Source organism: Nocardiopsis sp. CNS-639, assembly GCF_000381685.1.
Classification (GTDB): Bacteria; Actinomycetota; Actinomycetes; order Streptosporangiales; family Streptosporangiaceae; genus Nocardiopsis; species Nocardiopsis dassonvillei.
The window spans coordinates 1-19,025 of the sequence record NZ_KB906891.1; the positions used below are offsets into that span (position 1 = coordinate 1).

Consider the following 19,025-nt stretch of genomic DNA (forward strand, 5'->3'; position numbering starts at 1 on the left):
CACCGCGTGAGGAACGATCCGCGATACACCTATGAGCAGCCCGGGGTTGTTTTTCCGGGCCACGCTCGATCTCTAGAGCCGCGGCCTCGTTCCCGCCGAACAGTCCGTCCTGCGGTAGCCAACCCGCGCATATCAGTCTGACCACGCGTCGTGCACGACACGCGAGCCACGCGGTGTGCTCCCACCGGTCTTCACGCAGTACCTGTTGCATGTGGTGGCGGGAAACCCGCGGTGGTGAGACCCTACGCATCACCGCAGGTCAACGCTGCTCTCTTGACACAAAGACCCCACATATCAGGTGTGAATGGCCGCCTGGTAAGGGAATGGGAGTTCGCGACGGCCGGAGGCCTTCCCCCTTGGATGCGCGACATGAGCCGCCTTGAGGAAGCAGCGGAGACGATAGAGCTGATATCTCCGCATGTGGTACCTGGGTTGCTCCAGTCTCCTCAGTACCTTCGGCTCGTCATGCGCGAAGGGCTCCACCCCGGTTCCCCCAAGGAGATCGATCGCCTCATCGCGCTCCGTTCCGCGCGCTATCAGTACCTGAGTAGTAAGAACGATCCGAACGTGATTGCCGTGTTCCCGACTTCGGCTTTGACGTGCGTCCCGGAGGATGTCCGCAAGGAACAGGTTGCACGCCTTCTGTCCGTCTCCAGCAGTGGGAAGGTGATGGTTCACCTGATCCCTGAAGGTTCCATCCTCGTCGGAGTGACCAGCATGCTCCTGATGTTCCATCTTCGAGGCGGAGGGAAGGCTGCGAGTGCGGATCATGTTCGCGGTAACGTCTTCTACGAGGAAACGACCGGGTATGACCGACTCCATGGCCTGGTCAAGCGCGCGCTGGGCAGTGCTCTTCCCGCTGCGCAGTCACGAGAGGTTCTGGAGAAGCTGCTGTGAACGTCTGGCACAAGAGCTCGTATTCATCAGGTGCTGAGTCTTGCGTGGAGGCCCGTGAGTGCGTGTCAGGCGCTGACGTGAGGGACACCCAGAACCGGGAGCTGGGCCACCTCAGCTTCGACCGCCGCGAGTGGACCTCCCTCCTCTCCCTGCTGGCTTCGTCCCCCCGCTAGCGACAGCGTTCCCGGCGTTCCCGGCGCTCTCCCCCCGAGACGGCAAGACCCCCGTTCCGCCTCCTGGAACGGGGGCCTCGCACCTACAGGCCACTCAGCGCGGCGCGTCAGCCCTTGAGCGGATCGTGCCCCCAGTTCATCAGCGAGTACCGCCACGGGGTCTCGCTCGGGTCCCCGGACGGCTTCTGCGCCAGGTGCCGGTGCACGTAACCGGTGACCTTGCGCATGTGCTCGTAGTCCTCCTCCTTCAGATCACCCTGCGAAGCGTGCAGGATGTCCACGATCCGCCGCCCCGAGCGGTGGCCCTTGGACTCCCCGTCGCCCTCGCCCACGGACTTCGACTCGTCGGTCTCCAGCCACCGCTCCAGTTCCTTGGGCGTCATGTTGACCGCCTCGCCGAACTCCTGCCTGACCTGCCGCCGCCGCTTCTCGTCCATGTCCCCGCCCCGTCTCCTCGTTGTCCGTCCCCCGGCCAGCCCCCGGTGCTGCTGTGCCTCCGCCTGCGTCTCCGCCTGGGCCTGCCGCCCGTGCCTGCGCGGTCAGCCCTCGGCGCGCCTGTCGAGCACGCGCAACACGGTCTTGCGGGCCTTGTGCCCGCGCTCGTGCTCGGCGGCGCTGCGGGCCTGCTTCGAGGACATCCCCCGCGCCTTCTTGGCGGCCTCGGCGGCGGGCAGCCGGTCCAGTTCGACGGACCTGCGGGCCGACTTCGCGGCCGGGGGGTTCGGCGAACGTCCCTCTCCCCGCCTGTCGTCCCGGCGCTTGGTGCGCTGCGCCTGCCGTCGCTCCCGCGGGCTGAGCTGCTCCCAGGCGTGGCGCGGAAGGTAGCGGTCGGTACCCCCGGATTCCTCGGAACCGCTGTCGCGCGCCCGCGCGTCGCCGGAGGCCGTCTGCCACTCCTCCTCGGTCCACTTCCGAAGGTCGCGCTGTTCGCCGCTCCTGCGGTCCGGGTGCCGGTAGCCGCCGCCCTCGCGTTCGTACTCCTGGGTGAGCAGCTGGCTCTTGCGCGCCGACCACTTCCCGGCGGCCCCGCCCTTGTCCGAGGCCTTGATCCGCTCCTTGAGCCTCTCCCGTAACTTCGGGTCGGTGTAGTCCCTGCGGTAGTCGTCCGCGTCCTTGCCCTTGCCCATGTGGGCCGACTACCCCTCCCGCCGGACCGCTACAACCCCGAGCAGGGCTTTTGCTCGGCCTTTCCCACGGCCGCAAGCACGGGGAACCCAGGACCGCGGGAACACGGGTCAGTCCCGGTACACCGCCGTCGAACCCCGCACCACCAGCTCCGGGGTGAACAGCACCCGCTCGTGGACGTGCTCGCCGTGGTTCAGCTCCGACTCCAGCAGCCGCATCGCCGCCCGACCCAGTTCGTACTTGGGCTGGGCCACCGTGGTCAGCCCCGGGTGCACCAGGTCGGCGAAGTCCACGTTGTCGTAGCCCACCACCGACATGTCCTCGGGCACCCGCAGGCCCCGCTGGCCCAGGCCCTTCATCACGCCGAGCGCGAGCTGGTCGTTGGCGCAGAACACCGCCCGCGGCCGCTGCCGCGGCCCCCCGCCCAGGATCGCGTCCACCGCACGCTCGCCCTGCTCGGGGTTGAGCAGCGGCTGCTCGATCACCCGCACGCAGGAGTCCGGGTCCAACCCGGCCTCGGTGAAGGCGTCGCGCAGCCCCTCGTGCCTGCGCCTGACCTGTTCGATGGCGAACGGCCCGGTCAGGAAGGTCACAGTCTCGTGTCCCAGCCCGATGAGGTGCCTCCCGGCCGCCATCCCGCCCGCGTGGTTGTCCACGCTGACGCTGCACCCCACGTCCTCGGCGACGTCGCCCCGGTCCAGGGCCACCCAGAAGGTCCCCTGGCGGCTCAGCCACAGCAGGTCCGACAGGTCGTCGTCCACCGGCATCACCACGGCCCCGGCCGCGCGCTGCTCGGCCAGCAGGCGCACGTTGCGCTGTTGGCGCTCGCGCTTCTCGGCGGAGTTGAGCAGCACCACGGCGAGCCCGGACCCGGCCGCCTCGTCCTCCACGCCCCGGGCGACCTCGGTGAAGAACGGGTTGGTCACGTCCAGCACGAGCAGCCCCACGGACTCGCTGCGGCCCGAGCGCAGGCTGCTGCCGGAGGAGTTGCGCACGTAGTCGAGCTCGGTGATGGCCGCCTCGACCCGCAGGCGGGTGGCCTCGGCGACGCGCTCGGGGCGGTTGAGCACGTTGGACACGGTTCCGGGCGAGACCCCGGCGCGCCGGGCGACCTCGGTGATACCCACGCCGCGGCGTGCGTTGGGGGACCTGGTGGACAAGGGGCTTCTCCCGTGCGTGTGCGGAGGGCGATGCGAAGCATCGTACTCACACGCTGATTGAAACGTGTCAATCCGTTGTCCGCCGCGAGGTGTTCTGGGGCTCGTGGCGTGCTGGAAAGGGCTTACCTGAAGGGGGGCGTTATCGGGGCGAGACCTGCGAATTCTCGGGTGATCCTCTTGACGGTGTGATGTGGGGCACTTAACATCCACTTCATATTAAAACGTTTTTGCCATGTTCGGGGTCGCCACGCCGGACACGGCACGGAGAAGGAGGGCGCACGTGGACCCAGCAGAGGTCCCCCCACCGCTCGCCCTGGTCGACGTCACCAAGTCCTTCGGAAGCGTCCGGGCCCTGCGGGGGCTGTCCCTGGAACTGCGCTCCGGAGAGATCCACGCACTGGTGGGCGAGAACGGGGCGGGCAAGTCCACCCTGGTCAAGACCATCGCGGGGGTGCACCGGCCGGACGGCGGGCAGGTGCTCGTGGACGGCCGCCCAGCGGAGTTCGCCGCGCCCGTGGACGCCCAGCGCGCCGGGGTCGCGGTCATCTACCAGGAACCCACGCTGTTCCCCGACCTGTCGGTGGCCGAGAACATCTTCGTCGGCCGCCAGCCCCGCACCCGCCTGCGCACCATCGACCGCGGCCGCATGCGCCGCGACACCCGGGAGGTCTTCGCGCGCCTGGGCGTGGACATGGACCCCGACCGCCCCGCACGGGGGCTGTCCATCGCCGACCAGCAGCTCGTGGAGATCGCCAAGGCCCTCACCCGCCAGGCACGGGTCCTGGTCATGGACGAGCCCACCGCCGCCCTGTCCGGGGTGGAGGCCGAACGCCTGTTCACCGTCGCCCGCACCCTGCGCGACTCCGGCGCGGCGCTGCTGTTCATCTCCCACCGCTTCGACGAGGTCTTCGCCCTGTGCGACCGCGTCACCGTGGTCCGCGACGGCGCGTTCGTCTCCTGCGACCCCACCGGCGACCTGGACGTGGACACGGTCGTGCGCCGCATGGTCGGCCGCGAGGTCAGCAGCCTCTACCCCAAGGAGGAGGCCGAGCGCGGCGAGGTCCTGCTGGAGGTCGAGGGCCTGACCCGCCACGGCGTGTTCGCCGACGTGTCCTTCTCGGTGCGCGCCGGGGAGATCGTCGCCCTGGCCGGGCTGGTCGGCGCCGGACGCAGCGAGGTCGTCCGCGCCGTGTTCGGCGTGGACCGCTACGACGCGGGCACCGTGCGGGTGGAGGGCAGGCCGCTGGCGCCGGGACGGCCCCGGGCCGCCATGGCCGCCGGGCTGGCCCTGGTCCCCGAGGACCGCCGCCAGCAGGGCCTGGTCATGGAGTCCTCCATCGAGCGCAACGCCACCGCCACCCGCCGCCGAGCGCTCAGCCGCCTGGGCCTGCTGCGCCCACGAGCCGAACGCGACTCCGCCCGCGAGTGGGGCGAGCGCCTGAACCTGAGGTTCGGCCGCCTCACCGACCCCGTCTCCACCCTCTCCGGCGGCAACCAGCAGAAGGTCGTCCTGGCCAAGTGGCTGTCCACCGAACCCCGCGTGCTCTTCGTGGACGAGCCCACACGCGGCATCGACGTGGGCACCAAGGCCGAGGTCCACCGCCTGCTGTCCGCCCTCGCGGGCCGGGGGCTGGCCATCGTCATGGTCTCCAGCGAACTCCCCGAGGTCCTGGGCATGGCCGACCGGGTCCTGGTCATGCACGAGGGCCGGATCACCGCCCACCTGGACCGCGCGGAGGCCGACGAGGAGTCGGTCATGTACGCGGCCACCGGACAGCGACCGAGCGAGGCCGCATGACGAACACGGTCAGCACCGCCCCCGCTCCCACCGCGCGCCGCAGGCTCCAGTTCCGCGAACTCGGCGTGCTCCTGGCCGTGGTGATCCTCGTGGCCGCCACCTGGCTGTACAACCCCGGTTTCCTGTCCAGCCAGGGCGTGCGCGACCTGTTCCTGGGCGCCACCGTCCTGTCCGTCCTCGCCGTCGGCCAGGCCCTGGTCCTGATCACCAGGAACGTCGACCTCTCGGTCGGCTCGGTCATGGGCCTGTCGGCCTTCGGCACCGGCCTGCTGTTCGTGACCTTCCCCGGCCTGCCCGTGCCCGTCGCGATGCTCGCAGGAGTCGGCATCGGCCTGGTCGCGGGACTGCTCAACGGCCTGCTCGTCACCACCGTGCAGGTGCCCGCCCTGGTCGTCACCCTGGGCACCCTGTACGCCTACCGCGGCCTCAACCACTGGTGGGCCGGGGGCGGGCAGGTCAACGCCCACGACATGCCCGACTCCTTCCTGCTCCTGGGCCGCTTCAGCGTCCTGGGCGTGCCCCTGCCCGCCGCGGTCGCCATCGTCGTGGTCGCCGTCGTGGGCTTCTACCTCGCCAGCTACCGCTCGGGCCGCGAGCTGTACGCCATCGGCTCCGACGCCGACGCCGCCCGGCTCTCCGGCATCCCCGCCGCGCGCCGCGTCACCTGGGCCTTCGCCGCCAACGGCGCCCTGGCCGGGCTGGCCGGGGTGCTCTTCGCCGCCCGCTACGGCACCGTCGACTCCACCGTGGGCACCGGCATGGAACTCCAGGTCGTCGCCGCGGCCGTGGTCGGCGGCGTGGCCATCGCGGGAGGCGTGGGCACCGTCTACGGCGCCGCACTCGGCGCCGTCCTGCTCACCACCATCACCGCCGCCCTGCCCATCTGGCAGGTCAACCAGTTCTGGCACCAGGCGGTGGTGGGCGCGCTCATCCTGGCCGCCATCGGCCTGGACCGGCTGCTCGCGGTGCGTACCGCGCGCAGGCTTCGAGGAGGAGGTGCCCGTGGCGCCTGAACGCACCGTCACCGCCCCCGCCCCCGACCGGGCTCCCGGGGGCGCCCCGGCGCGGGGCCCCGGCGGCCCCGGCCGGATCCGGTCGCTGCTCTCGGCCCGCGAGGCGCCCGTGGTGGGCGCGCTCGTGGTCACCCTGGTGGCCGCCGGGCTGTTCGTGGACATGTTCGCCACCGCGCGCAACATCGACTTCCTGGTGCTGAGCGTGGCAGCCATCGCCCTGATGGCCCTGCCGATGACGCTCATCGTCATCACCGGCGAGATCGACCTGTCGGTGGCCAGCACCCTGGCGCTGACCAGCGCCACCCTGGGCGTGCTGTGGGAGGCCGGGGTCGCCATCGAGACGGCCCTGTGGATCTGTCTGGCCGTGGGCGCGCTGCTGGGCGCCCTCAACGGGTTCCTGGTCACCGTGTGCGGGCTGCCGTCCCTGGCCGTGACCATCGGCACCATGGCCCTGTACCGGGGGCTGGCCTACGTGCTGCTCGGCGACCGCGCCGTGGCCAGCTACCCCCAGAGCTGGGTCAGCGGCGCCCGGGCGCCCTTCCTGGGCGTGGAGGGCCTGCCGTGGATCGCCGTGGCGATCCTGGCCCTGGCCGTACTGTTCGGGGTGCTGCTGCACGCCACCGCCGTCGGCCGCTCGCTGTTCGACATCGGCAACAACGACGAGGCCGCCCGCTTCACCGGGGTACCGGTGCGCTGGACCAAGTTCTGGCTGTTCACGCTCAGCGGCGCGGTGGCCTCCGGGGCCGGGGTCTTCTGGACCCTGCAGTACGGCACCTCCCGCGCCGACACCGCCTTCGGCCTGGAACTCCAGGTCGTGGCCGCCGTCCTGCTCGGCGGGGTGTCCATCTTCGGCGGGGTCGGCTCGATCCTGGGCGTGCTGAGCGGCGTCGTGCTGCTGGGCGCCATCCGCAACGCCCTCCAGCTGTTCGGCATCAGCAGCGAGGTCCTCCAGATCGTCACCGGCCTCATCCTCATCGCCTCCGTCGTCACCCCCAACCTCGTGGCCCGGCTGCGCGCCGGACGCGCGTCCGGACCCAGCCCCTCCTCACCCCCGGCCGCGGCACCGTCCGCCGCGTCCGCCCCCACCAAGGGAGAACACTCATGACCCAGGGCCGCCCACGCCACCTGCTCCTGGCCGCGTCCGCGTTCGCGGTGCTGATGACCGCCGCCTGCGGCGGGGGCACCACCATCGAGGACGCCCAGGAGGAGAACGAGACCGGGCCGACCGGCACCGCCGACCCGGACGCGCAGATCCCCGAGGGCCTGAAGATCGACTTCCTGCCCAAGCAGCTCAACAACCCCTTCTTCGAGATCGTCAACCAGGGCGGCACCGAGGCCGTCGAGGAGGTCGGCGGAACGGCCACCGAGCGCGGCGGCACCGAGGCCACGGCCGACTCCCAGGTGGAGTACGTCAACGCGGCCAGCCAGGCGGGCAGCGACGTCATCGTGATCGCCGCCAACGACCCCGACGCGGTCTGCCCCGCGCTCAACGAGGCCCGCGACAACGGCGCGGCCATCGTCGGCTACGACTCCGACGCCAACTGCACCGACGTGTTCGTCAACCAGTCCTCCACCGAGCTCATCGGCCGCACCCTGGTCGAGATGATCGCCGAGGACCTGGGCGGCGAGGGCACCTTCGCGGTGCTGTCGGCCACCCCCAACGCCACCAACCAGAACGCCTGGATCGCGGCGATGGAGGAGGTGCTGGCCGAGGAGGAGTACGCCGACCTGGAGCTGGTCGAGACCGTCTACGGCAACGACGACGACCTGGAGTCCTTCCAGGAGATGCAGGGCCTCATGCAGTCCCACCCCGACCTGGACGGCGTGGTCTCGCCGACCACGGTCGGCATCGCCGCGGCGGCCCGCTACGTCAGCGACTCCGAGTACCGGGGAGAGGTGGCCGTCACCGGTCTGGGCACTCCCAACCAGATGCGCGAGTTCGTGCACGACGGCACCGTGGGGCGGTTCGCCCTGTGGAACCCGCTCGACCTGGGCTACCTGGCCGGGTACACCGGCGCGGCGCTCAGGGCCGGGCAGATCACCGGCGCCGAGGGCGAGACCTTCACGGCCGGACGCCTGGGCGAGTTCACCTTCGAGACCGAGGGGGAGATCGTGCTCGGCCCGCCGCAGGTCTTCGACGCCGAGAACGTGGACGACTTCGACTTCTGAGCCCGTCCCCGGGGTGCCGCCCCCCGGGGGGGCGGCACCCCGGACACGGGGAGTCCTCCGCGGTCGGGCGCGCTCCCCGGTACTGGAGCCGTTCCCGCGGGAGCGGAGCCGCTTCGGGGGCGACCGGCGCACGCAAACCGGGCCCGGGCGGCTCCGACCGGCCCGACGTGCCGCAATCCGTACCACTTCGTGCAGAACCGTCATGGTCTGTTGCGCCTCATCCGTATCCGTCCCACAGGAAGGACGTCCGTGCAGCGCGTCTGCTTCATCCTCAAGGTCCGCCGGGAACGCCTCGCCGAGTACCGGGAACGGCACGCCGAGGTGTGGCCGGAGATGCGCGAGGCCCTCAGCGCCACCGGCTGGCACAACTACTCGCTGTTCTGCACGGAGGAGGGCATGGTCGTCGGCTACCTGGAGACCGAGGACTTCGAGGCCGCCCGCGCCGCGATGGCCGAGACCGACGTCAACGCCCGCTGGCAGGCCGAGATGGCGCCGTTCTTCGAGGGCCTGCCCGGCCGTCCCGACGAGGGCATGGTGCCGCTGACCGAGGTCTTCCACCTCGCCTGACGGGGAGGGGCCCGGCGCCGGACCCCTCCCTCCGGGCGTTCGGGGTCACTCGGCGGGCAGGTCCACGCGGATCTCCCCGCCCAGCGACGCGCCGCCCTCCAGCTCCAGGTCGTCGCCGCTCCAGAACCGCCCCGGGTCGTAGTACCCGGGCAGGCGCCCAGAGGGCAGCAGGCCCATGGCCTCGTAGGTCAGGGCGATCACCTCGGCGCAGTAGGCCGTCTCCAGCGCGCGCTCGCGCGCGCCCCGCCCGAAGGGGAGCTTGCGCAGCGGCAGGCGCCCGCGCGCCCAGCGGGCGGCCATCTGGGTGGTGGAGGGGAAGGGGGTGCCGTTGAGCCGGGCGACCGTGCGCAGGGCGGCGTCCTCCATCGCGCCGTCCGCCAGGGGGTCGAGCTGGCGCAGCCAGCCGCGCTGGCCGTACTTGCGGCCCCACACCAGGACGGCGTCGCGCAGGTCGTGCAGCTGTACGCCGCGCTGGTGCCTGCCGGTCCACATGTCGGGCAGGGACCGGCCGAGTTCGGCGTGCCACATCAGCGGCGGCAGGTCCTCGACCACGATGGACATGCCGACGTGGTTGACCGGGCTGTTGGTGGTGATCTGGATGGCGCGGTCGGCCGCGCTCGTGCCGCGGAAGACCCAGACGTCACCGGTCCGGGTGAGCTCCAGCGCCTCGTTCAGGGACATGCTCGTGTCTGCCACACCCACTAGCCTAGGGAACATGCGTTGGTGGAAGGCCCTTGGAGTGGCCGCTTTCGTGGGCGTCGCGGCGACCGGCGCGGTGATCGCGCGGGACCAGCGGCAGCGCCGTGCCTACACCCCCGAACAGGTCAGGGACCGGTTGCGCGAGCGCGCCGCACAGGCCGAGGCCGCCGGGACGGACGGTGCGGCCGGGACGACCGGAACCGCCGTGGAACCGGGGGAGGACCTCGGGGTGCCCGTGTGGCGCCGTCGGCTGACCGGGCTGGCGGCGGGGGTGCGGCGTTCCGCGGCGGCTGCCCTGGGGCTGCTGAGGGGCCGCGTCGACCGCTCGGTCTGAGGCGGCCCGGCGGGGGAGGACCGGCGTCGAGCCTCCCCCTGCGGCGGGCTGGGAAAGCGTGTGGCCGGTGTGTCCCGTGTGGTGTCAGAGCGCGGCGGCCGGTCGGTCCGGATCGGCCAGGCGGGAGACGCCGGGAACGGCCAGCGGCACGAGCGTGGTCACCAGCCCGGCCACGGCCGCGCCGACCAGCACGGGGCGCGGCCCCACGGTTTCGGCCAGGGCCCCGGCCAGCGCGTACCCGACCGGTTCCAGCGCGAAGCTGCCCACCTCGTCGATGCTGATCACCACGCTGAGCAGGTCCTGGGGGATCGCCCGTTGCAGGGCGGTGTACCAGTACACGCCCAGGAGCATGAAGCCCGTGCCGGTGGCGGCGTAGCCGGTCAGCAGCAGCCAGGCGGGCACGGTCGCGGCCAGGCACAGCAGAACCAGCGGGTAGACGAGTACGCCCGCCAGGGAGACCAGGCCGGGGCGCGCCGGGTTCCAGCGTGCGGCGACGACCCCGCCCAGGAGCTGGCCCGCCGACAGGCACGACAGCGCCAGCCCGTAGACGGGCTCGGCGTAGGAGTCGGCGACCACGATCGGCAGCAGGGCGAACCCGGGTGCGAGGGTGGTCGGCGCCTGCACGGTGGCGACCGCGATGATAGCCACCACCCAGGGCCGCCGCACCACCTCGCGCAGCCCCGCCCGGAAGTTCGCGCCCATCGTGGCCCCGGAGCGCTCGGCGGACGGCGCCGCCTCGCGCACCAGCAGCAGGACGGCGCCGCCCACCGCGAAGGCGGCGGCGACCAGCGCGAACACCGCCCGCGCCTCCAGGGCGGCGAGCAGCACTCCGGCCACGGCGGGGCCGGTCACGCCCAAGCCGCGTCCCACGACGTTGCGCAGGGCGTTGGCCTCCCGCAGCCGGTCGCCGGGGACCAGCAGCGGCACGATCGACCCGGCGGCGGGTTTGCTCACCGAACCGGCCGCGCCGCTGGCCGCGGCCAGGCACACGAACCAGGCGGCGGAGTCGGGGCCCAGGGCGAAGCCGAGCATGACCGCGCACTGGGCCAGGTCGCCCGCGGCCAGGGCGGTGGACTTGCGGACCCGGCTCACCAGGGCGCCCGACAACAGGGTGCACAGGGATCCCGCCGCACCGCGCGCGCCCAGGACCAGGCCCAGGAGCAGCGGTCCGTGTCCGGCCAGCACCAGGCCGACCACGGCCACGGGCAGCATCGCCGAGCCGAGTTCGTCGGCGCCCCTGCCCGCGAGGAGGAGGCGGAACCCCCGGTGGCGCAGGGTCGGGGGCAGCGCACGCGCACTCATCGGGGCCTCCTCGGGCAAGCCCCCAGTGTGCCGGTGGCCCCCGAGGCCCGGCGAGTGGTTTTTCCGGCCTCCGCGGGGCGGAAGCGGTTCCCCGGCGGGGCCAGGTGTTCCGGTGCGTTCCACGGGTAGCGGGTCGTGTTCCAGCTCGGGGCGCGTTCACCCGGAACGCGCCTGTTGTTACCGGCTGGTACTACCGACTGGTAGTTTTGCTCTGTTGCGGTGGCCGTACGGCCGCACCCGGACACGGACAGCGAGGAAACAGGCAGTGCACGAGGGCGTCCTCATCCGGCCCCGACCCGTTCCCCGGGCAGGCTTCCGGATCTTCCTGCTGCACCACGCGGGCGGGTCCTCCCTGGGCTACCGGCCCTGGGTGCGCCACTTCCCGGCCGACTGGGAGGTGTGCCTGGTGGAGGCGCCCGGACGCGGCCGGACGGCGGCGGAGGAGCCCTTCCGCGACGCCGGAGAACTCGCCCGCCACCTGCGCGCGCACCTGGCCCCCGAACTGGACCGCCCCTTCGGGTTCTTCGGCCACAGCATGGGCGCGCTCCTGGCGCACGAACTGACCGGCCTGCTGGCCGCCGACGGCCCCGCCGAACCCGCCTGGCTCGGGGTGTCGGCGTGGAGCCCGGCCCCGGGGCCCGAGCACGACGATCCCCGGCACCTGCTGTCCTCCGAGCGGCTGCGTCGGAGCATCGCCCGCATGGGCGGGACCGCCGTCGGTTCCCTGGACGACCCCGAGCAGTGGAAGCTCGTGGAGCCGCTGATCCGCGCCGACCTCGAACTCGTCGACACCTGGCGCCCGGACCCGGACGCCCCGCCGCTGCGGACGCCGCTGTCGGTCTTCGGCGGCCGGGACGACCTCGGCGTCACCCCCGAGCGCCTCACCGCCTGGGACGACCGCGCCTCGGGGCCGGTGGAGCGCCACATCCTGCCCGGCGAGCACTTCTACTTCGTCGGCCGGACCGGCGACGTGGTCGCCCGGATCGTCAAGGACGTCCAGGCCGCCCTGCCCCAGTGAGCCCGAGGTCCCCCCGTGGCGGTCGGGGAGTCGAAAGACTCGGCGGGCACTGGCTCTCCCGGTGTCCCTCCGGGCCCGGACAAGGCGAACCGGGGCCGCATGGCGTGCGACCGGACCGTCCGTCGTCAGCCCGACCCGACCGCGCGTCCCACGCACGGCCGTCATCGCCGCCCGTTCCCGAGCCCGGTCGCCCCGCCACCCGTTCCATCCCTCTCCCCACTCCTGCCGGGGCGGCGCGGAACCCGTCACGCCGCCCCGGTCCGGTGCGTCAGCTCCCGGCCGCGATGACGTAGCCGGGCCCGTCCGCCGCCAGCTCCAACCGCTCCGCGCCCTCCAGGGCCGCCCGCGCCCCGCCGCCCCGGGCGAGCACCTCCAGGCCCGAGACGTCCAGGTCGGCCAGGGCCGCGGACAGTCCCTCGTGCGGGCCGTCGGCCAGGTGCACCAGCACCACCCGGCCTTCGAGCGAGCGCAGGAACGTCATGTGATGGGGCCCCGCGTCCAACCAGCGCAGGCCGCCGATCTGGAGCGCGGGCAGCTCCCGGCGCAGGGCCAGCAGCCGGGTGTGCGCCTCCATCGTCCCCGTGTCCCACGCCTCGGGCCGGTGCCAGGGCATGGGTCTGCGGGCGTTCTCCCCGTCCACGCCCTCCATGCCGATCTCGTCGCCCGCGAACACGAACGGCACACCGGGCAGGGTCACCTGCGCCGCCACCCCGACCTCGTGCCGGTCGGCGTCGCCGCCCACCACGGTCCGAAAGCGCGTCGAGTCGTGCGTGCTCAGCGCGTTCACGCTGTGCGTCAGCACCCGCCACGGCAGCCCGGCGTTGGTCGCGCGCATCGCCCGCACCGCCTGTTCGGCGCCGCTGCGCGGCAGCGGCGAGTCCGTGCGCAGGTAGCGCACGTGCTCGGGCGCGGTGTTCAGCCAGGTCCACACCGGCCGGGTGAACCCGGCGTAGTTCATCACCCCGTGCCACCCGTCGTGGTGGGTGTCGGGGCCCGCGTCGTGGAAGTGCTCGGCCAGCAGCCACGAACCGTCGCCGCCCCGCCGGTCGTCCACCTCGCGCATCCGCGCCGCGATCTCCCCGGAGACCTCGCGGTTGAGGTCCTGCGCGCCGTTGCGCCCGGTCATGTTGGCCACGTCGACGCGCCAGCCGTCCAGCGCGTCCGGCCCGGTCAGCCAGCCCACGAGCACCGAGTCGTCGGCGCCGTAGACCCTGCGCCGCAGTTCGGCCGAGGAGTAGTCCAGCTTGGGCAGGCTGGGCACACCCAGCCAGCCCACGTAGCCGTCCGGGTGGTCGGTGAAGTGGTAGAACCCCGCCTCGGCGGAGTCCGCGTCGGCCCGCGCCGCCAGGAACCACTCGTGGGCGTCCCCGGTGTGGTTGGTGGTCAGGTCGCCCATCACCCGCATGCCGCGCTCGTGCGCGGCCCGCGCCAGTTCCCGCAGGGCCCGGTCCCCGCCCAGCAGCGGGTCCACCTCGGAGAAGGTGGCCGCGTCGTAGCGGTGCGTGGAGCGCGCCGGGAAGACGGGGGTCAGGTAGACCACCTCCACGCCCAGCGCGGCCAGGTGGTCCAGGCGGCGACGGACCCCGTCGAGCGTGCCGCCGAAGTACTCGCGGGTCGCGGTCAGCCCGAAGGCGGAGGGCTCGTCGTCCCAGGAGCGGGGCAGCGCCCAGTCGGGGTGCTCGGCCGGGGGATCGACGGAGTCGTCGTCGCGGGCGAAGCGGTCCGGGAAGATCTGGTAGACGCTCGTGCCCGGGACCCACGCGGGCGGCGGGGGACCGTCGATCAGCCGGAAGTCCGCCGCGTCGGTCACCTCGTGCCCGTGGACGCCCTCCTGGTTGAGCCAGGTGTACTCGGTGCCGCGCACGATCGCGAACCGGTAGTTGGTCACCACCGGGCGCAGCGGCACGCTCGCCTCGAACCAGACGGCGCCGCCCGAGGCGTGCGTCCTCTCCGCCCGGAAGGTGACGCCCTCGCCGTCCTCCACCACGCGGGCGTACACCGCGTCCGCGCCCCCGGGCACGCGCACGCGCAGTCGCGCCCGGCCCTCCCCGACGCTGACGTGGTCGGGGGATCCGTCGTGGTGGGGGTCGCGGACGAACTTCATGGGGCGGCTCCTGGGCTGTGGGGTGCTGACACGTGAGCGGACCCCGCCGCGTGGGCGGCGGGGTCCGGTCCGGACTGGTCAGTATCGCAACGGGAGTCGGGCGTCGCGAATCCTTCAAGCACCAGCCCGGGTCTTGTGGCGCATGGTGCTTCCCGGCGGTGTCCCGCGCATGAGGCCCCAGGGAGTCGGGGGCGGCTCCGCGGGCGCCGGAGGCGGGCCGGCGGTTGCGTGTCGGGGCCGCCTGCCTGGGAGCGCTCCCAGCCGTGCTGGTCACCCTAACGGCCGCGATACGCGGTGTAAAGGGGTCGTGACGGACCGGTTCGCGGCCTGTTCGCGGGGCCCGGCGTCCGCGGACACGGACGGGTCGACGGGCGGGGGTGCGCCCCTCCGTCCGGATGCCGAGTCCGTTGCCCTTCCCCCCTGTCGTGGTGGTTTGTCCCGGGTTACGGTGGTGACATGAGCCTTGAGTTGCCGACCGACCGACTCCTCATCCGGGAGTGGCAGCTGGACGACGCCGAGGAGGCCCTGCGCGTCTACGGGGCCGACGAGGTCGCGCACTGGCTGACGCCGGAATGGCATCCGGTGCACGACACCGACGCGATGCGCCTGGTTCTGCACGCCTGGGTCGAGGCGGGTCCCAACCTGATTCCGCCCGCGGGGCGTTGGGCCATCGTCCGGGAGGAGGACGGCCAGCTCGTGGGAGGGCTCTCGCTCAAGCTCCTGCCGCCCTTCGAGGAGGACTTCGAACTGTCCTGGGCGCTGCGTCCCGACGTGTGGGGCCAGGGGTACGCCACCGAGGCCAGCCAGGCCATCATCGCGTGGGCGTTCAAACAGGGCATCGAGGAGGTCTTCGCGGTCGCGCGTCCCAACAACGAGCGGGCGATGGCCGTGGCGCGCAGACTGGGCATGGAGTGGGTCGGCGAGACCGAGAAGTACTACGACATGCGCCTGCAGGTCTTTCGCCTGCGCCCGAGCTGAACCGGGCGAACGGCCCGCAGCCGGCCCCCGTGGGGCGGCGGACGCCGCCCGCTCCGGACACGTGCGGCCCCGCCGGTCTCCCGGCGGGGCCGCACGCGTTCACGGGCTCAGCCGTCCAGGAACTTGGCGATGCGCTCGGTCTCGGCCTCCGTCAGCCTGATCGCGGCGGCGGCCGTGTTCTCCTCCAGGTGCGCCACCCGTGACGTGCCCGGGATCGGCAGCATGACCGGCGAGTGGTGCAGCAGCCACGCCAGCGCCAGTTGCGCCGGGGTGACCCCGTGCTCGGCGGCCAGCGGGGCCAGGGGCGAGTCCGGCCCCGCCAGCTCGCCGCGCCCCAGCGGAGCCCAGGGCAGGAAGGCCGTCCCGTCCCTCTCGCACTGTTCCAGCACGTCCTCGCACTTGCGCGAGATCGGACCGTACCAGTTCTGCACCGACGCCACCGGTGTGATCGCGCGGGCCGCCGAGAGCTGCTCCAGGGTCACCCCCGTCATTCCGATGTGGCGGACCTTGCCCTGTTCGCGCAGCTCCACCAGGGCGCCGAGCTGGTCGGCCAGCGGCACCCGGGTGTCGATCCGGTGCAGCTGGAGCAGGTCGATCCTCTCCAGCCCCAGGTTGCGCAGGCTCAGCTCCGCCTGCTGCTTGAGGTACTCGGGGCGGCCCAGGGGGTGCCACTCACCCGGCCCGGTGAGGGCGAAGCCCACCTTGGTGGTGATGACCAGGTCCTCGGGGTAGGGGTGCAGCGCCTCGCGGATCAGCTGCTCGCTGATCTGGGGGCCGTAGCAGTCGGCGGTGTCGATGAAGTCCACGCCCAGCTCGACCGCGCGCCGCAGCACGGCCAGGGCCTCGTCGCGGTCGCGGGGCGGGCCCCACGCCCCCGGGCCGACGAGCTGCATGGAGCCGTAGCCCAGGCGGTGCACCCGCAGATCGCCGCCGATCACGAGGGTTCCCGACTCCCGGGCGGTGTGCGGTGTGGTGTGTACGTCGGTCATGAGGGTTCCTTCCGGACGGCGCTGGGCCGAGCGTGCGGAGCCGGGGCGGGAACCGGGCGGGGACGCGCGAGACCGGGCCTCCGGCGGTGTCCCGGGAAGAATCTCAGCAGGTGGGACCGGTCGCAAGCAACCACGGGGCGCGTCGGAGCCCAATCCTGACTCCGCGCGGCCCCGCGGGGGAGGAAGTCCGTCAACGGTGCTTTTGCCCGGTGCCCGGCGCCCGTCCGGTGCGCGCGGTGCGGGCGGCCCCGCCGCGGACCCCGGGGCCCGGAGTCCGCGACGCGGTTCCGGCGGAACCCGGATCAGGTGCCCAGGTACTGGCTGATGCGCTCGGTCTCGGCCTCCGTCAGCCGCACCGCGGCGGCGGCCGTGTTCTCCTCCAGGTGCGCCACCCGTGACGTGCCCGGGATCGGCAGCATGACCGGCGAGCGGTGCAGCAGCCAGGCCAGGGCCAGCTGTACCGGGGTCACCCCGTGTTCCGCCGCCATCGCGGTCAGCGGGGAACCCGGCCCCGCCAGCTCGCCGCGTCCGACCGGAGCCCAGGGCAGGAAGGCCGTCCCGTCCTTCTCGCACTGTTCCAGCACGTCCTCGGACTGGCGGAACGACGGCGCGTACTGGTTCTGCACCGACGCCACCGGCGTGACCGCGCGGGCGGCGGACAGCTCGTCCACCGTCACCTCGCTCAGTCCGATGTGGCGGATCTTGCCCTGTTCGCGCAGCTCCACCAGGGCGCCCAGTTGGTCGGCCAGCGGCACCTCGGGGTCGATCCGGTGCAGCTGGAGCAGGTCGATCCTCTCCAGCCCCAGGTTGCGCAGGCTCAGCTCCACCTGCTGCTTGAGGTACTCGGGGCGGCCCAGTATGTGCCACTGCGCCGGTCCGGTGCGCGCGAAACCCGCCTTGGTGCCGATGACCAGGTCGTCGGCGTAGGGGTAGAGCGCCTCGCGGATCAGCTGTTCGCTGATCTGGGGTCCGTAGGAGTCGGCGGTGTCGATGAAGTTCACGCCCAGCTCGACCGCGCGCCGCAGCACCGACAGGGCCTCGTCGCGGTCGCGGGGCGGCCCCCACACCCCCTCGCCGACGATGCGCATCGCCCCGAAGCCCAGGCGGTGCACCGGCAGGTCGCCGCCGATGGCGAAGGTTCCCGACTCCCGGGCGATGTGTGGTGTGGCGTGTAGGTCGGTCACGGTGTCCCTTCCGGACGGCGCTGGGGCCGTGTGCTCAGAACTTCCAGGCGGGGGCGCCGCACGGTTCCCATATGCGTGGATTCGCGTCCCCGGCGGTGTTGCGGGCAGGATCTCAGGAGGCGGCGCGCGCCCGCAAGGCGCCACGGGTGCGCGGGGGAGGGGGACCGGGTGGCGGGGGAGCTGGAGCGGTTGCTGGCGGGAACGCGGGTCCGGCTGCGCCCGGGCGGTTACGTCTTCACCACCGTGCCGGACCGCGCGTCCCTGCCCGAGGGGGTGCGTCCGGTGGTCACGGTGGCTGAGGACGAGGCCCTGACCGTGGTGTGCCCGCGTGAGGAGGCCGACGCGGCCGGGCTGCCCCACGACGACGCGCTCGCCTGGATCACGCTGGAGGCCCCCGCCGGGGCGCAGGGGGTGGCGCTGGTGGCGGCGGTGGCCGCCGCGCTGACCGGAGCCGGTCTGCCGTACGACGTGGTGTCCGGCTTCCACCACGACCACGTGTTCGTGCCCGAGGAGGCGGGGGAGCGGGCGGTGGCGGTGCTGCGGGCCCTCCTCGGCTCCGAAGGGGGCTGAGCCCACGCCACCGCGCCGGCTCACCCCCGCGCGGGGCCGACCGAGGCCAGGTCGTCCTGGAGCAGCCCGAAGGCCCGGGTCAGGATCACCCTGCGTCCTCCGCACGCGCAGCGCTGGTAGGCGACGACGCCCTCGCTGGTGGTGTGGTCCGACTCGGTGGTCCAGTGGTGTTCGTGCCGTGTGTGCATCGGGCCAGTCTGGTGTAATGGCATTATGCATCTCAACCCTTACGGTCGGGACCCGGTGACCCTGGCCGTGGACCTGGTCAACCGGCCGCTGAGCGGTGTGTCGGACCTGGAGCGCCGCTGCGCGGAAGTGGGCTTCCTCCTCGAACGCCCCGTCGGCGAGGACGACGTGGCCGCCGTCGGTGAGTTCCTGAGGCGCTGGACGCGGGTGGTGGACGCCCCCGACGCGCCCGCCCGCGCGGACCGGCTCAACCCGCTGCTCATCGAGTTCTCCGCCGCCCCGCGCCTGACCGACCACGCGGGTACCGGCTGGCACCTGCACTACCGCCCCGACCTGCTGCCCGCCCACCGTCAGGTGGCCGCGCTGGTCTCCGTCGGCACCGCCCTGCACCTGACCGGCCGGGGCATGGACCGGCTCGGCCGGTGCGCGGCGCACGGCTGCGACCGCGTCTACGCCGACTTCTCGCGCGGCGGACGCCAGCGCTACTGCTCGCCCGCCTGCGGCAACCGCGACGCCGTCCGGCGCCACCGCGCCCGGGCGGCCCGGCCCTGACGCGCGGCCCGGCCGACCATCCGCCCCGGGGCCCTGACGCGCGGCCCGGCCCACGACCGCGCCCCGGTGAAGTCGGAGCCCGCGTCGCGGCGGGGGCGTTCAGGGCGCCACCAGACCTTCGCCGAAGCCTCCCGCGTCGCGGTGCGATTCGGGCGCCACCGGCCAGGCCCTCGCCGGGAGGGCTCCCGCGTCGCCGGGCGGCCCGCA

21 protein-coding genes are annotated in these 19,025 nt (G+C 73.0%); 12 read left to right on the forward strand and 9 right to left on the reverse strand.

The features are described 5' to 3' along the window. The first annotated feature begins 369 nt into the window (after positions 1-369). Both G011_RS0128555 and G011_RS30810 read left to right on the forward strand, forming a co-directional pair. Positions 370-897, forward strand: coding sequence for a DUF5753 domain-containing protein (locus G011_RS0128555; protein WP_231391621.1), 528 nt, complete (start codon positions 370-372; stop codon positions 895-897). Beyond that, positions 894-1,070: a DUF397 domain-containing protein gene (locus tag G011_RS30810; protein WP_064972209.1), complete on the forward strand. Its 177-nt coding sequence runs from the start codon at positions 894-896 to the stop codon at positions 1,068-1,070. The genes G011_RS0128555 and G011_RS30810 overlap by 4 nt, the downstream gene beginning before the upstream one ends. Positions 1,071-1,177: 107 nt before the next feature. Here G011_RS30810 and G011_RS0128565 read toward each other — a convergent pair whose 3' ends face one another. The 3 genes from G011_RS0128565 to G011_RS0128575 form a co-directional block, all read right to left on the reverse strand. Further along, positions 1,178-1,507 carry a DUF3140 domain-containing protein gene (locus tag G011_RS0128565; protein WP_019611463.1) on the reverse strand — a complete coding sequence of 110 codons (330 nt, stop codon included), beginning with the start codon at positions 1,505-1,507 and terminating at the stop codon, positions 1,178-1,180. 102 nt (positions 1,508-1,609) lie between these two features. Continuing rightward, a complete protein-coding gene (locus tag G011_RS0128570) occupies positions 1,610-2,197 on the reverse strand; it encodes a hypothetical protein (protein ID WP_019611464.1) in 588 nt (195 codons plus the stop codon). Between the two features lie 108 nt (positions 2,198-2,305). After that, the gene (locus G011_RS0128575; RefSeq protein ID WP_019611465.1) at positions 2,306-3,355 is read right to left on the reverse strand and encodes a LacI family DNA-binding transcriptional regulator; all 1,050 of its coding nucleotides are present in this window, start codon (positions 3,353-3,355) and stop codon (positions 2,306-2,308) included. 280 nt (positions 3,356-3,635) lie between these two features. Here G011_RS0128575 and G011_RS0128580 point away from each other — a divergent pair, with 280 nt between their 5' ends. The 5 genes from G011_RS0128580 (at position 3,636) to G011_RS0128600 (ending at position 8,902) form a co-directional block, all read left to right on the forward strand. Next, complete coding sequence (locus G011_RS0128580; RefSeq protein WP_019611466.1) at positions 3,636-5,153, forward strand: sugar ABC transporter ATP-binding protein; 1,518 nt, start codon at positions 3,636-3,638, stop codon at positions 5,151-5,153. After that, a complete protein-coding gene (locus G011_RS0128585; RefSeq protein WP_019611467.1) occupies positions 5,150-6,166 on the forward strand; it encodes an ABC transporter permease in 1,017 nt (338 codons plus the stop codon). The genes G011_RS0128580 and G011_RS0128585 overlap by 4 nt, the downstream gene beginning before the upstream one ends. Next, positions 6,150-7,271, forward strand: coding sequence for an ABC transporter permease (locus G011_RS0128590; protein ID WP_019611468.1), 1,122 nt, complete (start codon positions 6,150-6,152; stop codon positions 7,269-7,271). Before G011_RS0128585 ends, G011_RS0128590 begins: the two co-directional genes overlap by 17 nt. Next, a complete protein-coding gene (rhaS, locus tag G011_RS0128595; protein WP_019611469.1) occupies positions 7,268-8,335 on the forward strand; it encodes a rhamnose ABC transporter substrate-binding protein in 1,068 nt (355 codons plus the stop codon). The genes G011_RS0128590 and rhaS overlap by 4 nt, the downstream gene beginning before the upstream one ends. Before the next feature lie 249 nt (positions 8,336-8,584). Beyond that, positions 8,585-8,902, forward strand: a complete 318-nt coding sequence (locus G011_RS0128600) for an L-rhamnose mutarotase (protein ID WP_013153329.1) — start codon at positions 8,585-8,587, stop codon at positions 8,900-8,902. Between the two features lie 45 nt (positions 8,903-8,947). Here the strand turns inward: G011_RS0128600 and G011_RS0128605 are convergent, their stop codons facing one another. Further along, the gene (locus tag G011_RS0128605; protein ID WP_019611470.1) at positions 8,948-9,583 is read right to left on the reverse strand and encodes a hypothetical protein; all 636 of its coding nucleotides are present in this window, start codon (positions 9,581-9,583) and stop codon (positions 8,948-8,950) included. Positions 9,584-9,641: 58 nt separating this feature from the next. On the opposite strand from G011_RS0128605, the gene G011_RS0128610 reads away from it, so the two are divergent. Next, complete coding sequence (locus G011_RS0128610; protein ID WP_019611471.1) at positions 9,642-9,935, forward strand: hypothetical protein; 294 nt, start codon at positions 9,642-9,644, stop codon at positions 9,933-9,935. Between the two features lie 84 nt (positions 9,936-10,019). Here G011_RS0128610 and G011_RS0128615 read toward each other — a convergent pair whose 3' ends face one another. Further along, complete coding sequence (locus G011_RS0128615; protein WP_019611472.1) at positions 10,020-11,237, reverse strand: MFS transporter; 1,218 nt, start codon at positions 11,235-11,237, stop codon at positions 10,020-10,022. 265 nt (positions 11,238-11,502) lie between these two features. Here G011_RS0128615 and G011_RS0128620 point away from each other — a divergent pair, with 265 nt between their 5' ends. Further along, a complete protein-coding gene (locus G011_RS0128620; RefSeq protein ID WP_019611473.1) occupies positions 11,503-12,255 on the forward strand; it encodes a thioesterase II family protein in 753 nt (250 codons plus the stop codon). Positions 12,256-12,523: 268 nt separating this feature from the next. Here the strand turns inward: G011_RS0128620 and G011_RS0128625 are convergent, their stop codons facing one another. Next, on the reverse strand, positions 12,524-14,359 hold the full coding sequence (locus G011_RS0128625; protein WP_019611474.1) for a glycoside hydrolase family 13 protein: 1,836 nt from the start codon (positions 14,357-14,359) through the stop codon (positions 12,524-12,526). Between the two features lie 456 nt (positions 14,360-14,815). On the opposite strand from G011_RS0128625, the gene G011_RS0128630 reads away from it, so the two are divergent. Further along, entirely contained in the window at positions 14,816-15,337 is a 522-nt protein-coding gene (locus tag G011_RS0128630) for a GNAT family N-acetyltransferase (RefSeq protein ID WP_026338758.1), read from the forward strand. Between the two features lie 107 nt (positions 15,338-15,444). Here G011_RS0128630 and G011_RS0128635 read toward each other — a convergent pair whose 3' ends face one another. After that, entirely contained in the window at positions 15,445-16,326 is an 882-nt protein-coding gene (locus G011_RS0128635; RefSeq protein WP_019611476.1) for an aldo/keto reductase, read from the reverse strand. 302 nt (positions 16,327-16,628) lie between these two features. Continuing rightward, positions 16,629-17,510, reverse strand: a complete 882-nt coding sequence (locus tag G011_RS0128640; RefSeq protein WP_019611477.1) for an aldo/keto reductase — start codon at positions 17,508-17,510, stop codon at positions 16,629-16,631. Between the two features lie 168 nt (positions 17,511-17,678). Here G011_RS0128640 and G011_RS0128645 point away from each other — a divergent pair, with 168 nt between their 5' ends. Next, positions 17,679-18,080: an ACT domain-containing protein gene (locus G011_RS0128645; RefSeq protein ID WP_019611478.1), complete on the forward strand. Its 402-nt coding sequence runs from the start codon at positions 17,679-17,681 to the stop codon at positions 18,078-18,080. A gap of 20 nt (positions 18,081-18,100) precedes the next feature. Here G011_RS0128645 and G011_RS32260 read toward each other — a convergent pair whose 3' ends face one another. After that, complete coding sequence (locus G011_RS32260) at positions 18,101-18,268, reverse strand: hypothetical protein (RefSeq protein WP_019611479.1); 168 nt, start codon at positions 18,266-18,268, stop codon at positions 18,101-18,103. A 25-nt stretch (positions 18,269-18,293) separates the two neighbouring features. On the opposite strand from G011_RS32260, the gene G011_RS0128655 reads away from it, so the two are divergent. Next, a complete protein-coding gene (locus tag G011_RS0128655) occupies positions 18,294-18,818 on the forward strand; it encodes a CGNR zinc finger domain-containing protein (RefSeq protein ID WP_026338759.1) in 525 nt (174 codons plus the stop codon). Positions 18,819-19,025 lie beyond the last annotated feature (207 nt).

Bases quoted from the DNA above. Each gene is read 5' to 3' on its own strand.
- rhaS (WP_019611469.1), top strand. From the start codon at position 7,268: ATGACCCAGGGCCGCCCACGCCACCTGCTCCTGGCCGCGTCCGCGTTC.
- G011_RS0128605 (WP_019611470.1), bottom strand. From the start codon at position 9,583: ATGTCCCTGAACGAGGCGCTGGAGCTCACCCGGACCGGTGACGTCTGG.
- G011_RS0128635 (WP_019611476.1), bottom strand. From the start codon at position 16,326: ATGACCGACGTACACACCACACCGCACACCGCCCGGGAGTCGGGAACC.
- G011_RS0128615 (WP_019611472.1), bottom strand. From the start codon at position 11,237: ATGAGTGCGCGTGCGCTGCCCCCGACCCTGCGCCACCGGGGGTTCCGC.
- G011_RS0128585 (WP_019611467.1), top strand. From the start codon at position 5,150: ATGACGAACACGGTCAGCACCGCCCCCGCTCCCACCGCGCGCCGCAGG.
- G011_RS0128565 (WP_019611463.1), bottom strand. From the start codon at position 1,507: ATGGACGAGAAGCGGCGGCGGCAGGTCAGGCAGGAGTTCGGCGAGGCG.
- G011_RS0128570 (WP_019611464.1), bottom strand. From the start codon at position 2,197: ATGGGCAAGGGCAAGGACGCGGACGACTACCGCAGGGACTACACCGAC.
- G011_RS0128655 (WP_026338759.1), top strand. From the start codon at position 18,294: ATGCATCTCAACCCTTACGGTCGGGACCCGGTGACCCTGGCCGTGGAC.
- G011_RS0128630 (WP_026338758.1), top strand. From the start codon at position 14,816: ATGAGCCTTGAGTTGCCGACCGACCGACTCCTCATCCGGGAGTGGCAG.
- G011_RS32260 (WP_019611479.1), bottom strand. From the start codon at position 18,268: ATGCACACACGGCACGAACACCACTGGACCACCGAGTCGGACCACACC.
- G011_RS0128555 (WP_231391621.1), top strand. From the start codon at position 370: ATGAGCCGCCTTGAGGAAGCAGCGGAGACGATAGAGCTGATATCTCCG.
- G011_RS0128625 (WP_019611474.1), bottom strand. From the start codon at position 14,359: ATGAAGTTCGTCCGCGACCCCCACCACGACGGATCCCCCGACCACGTC.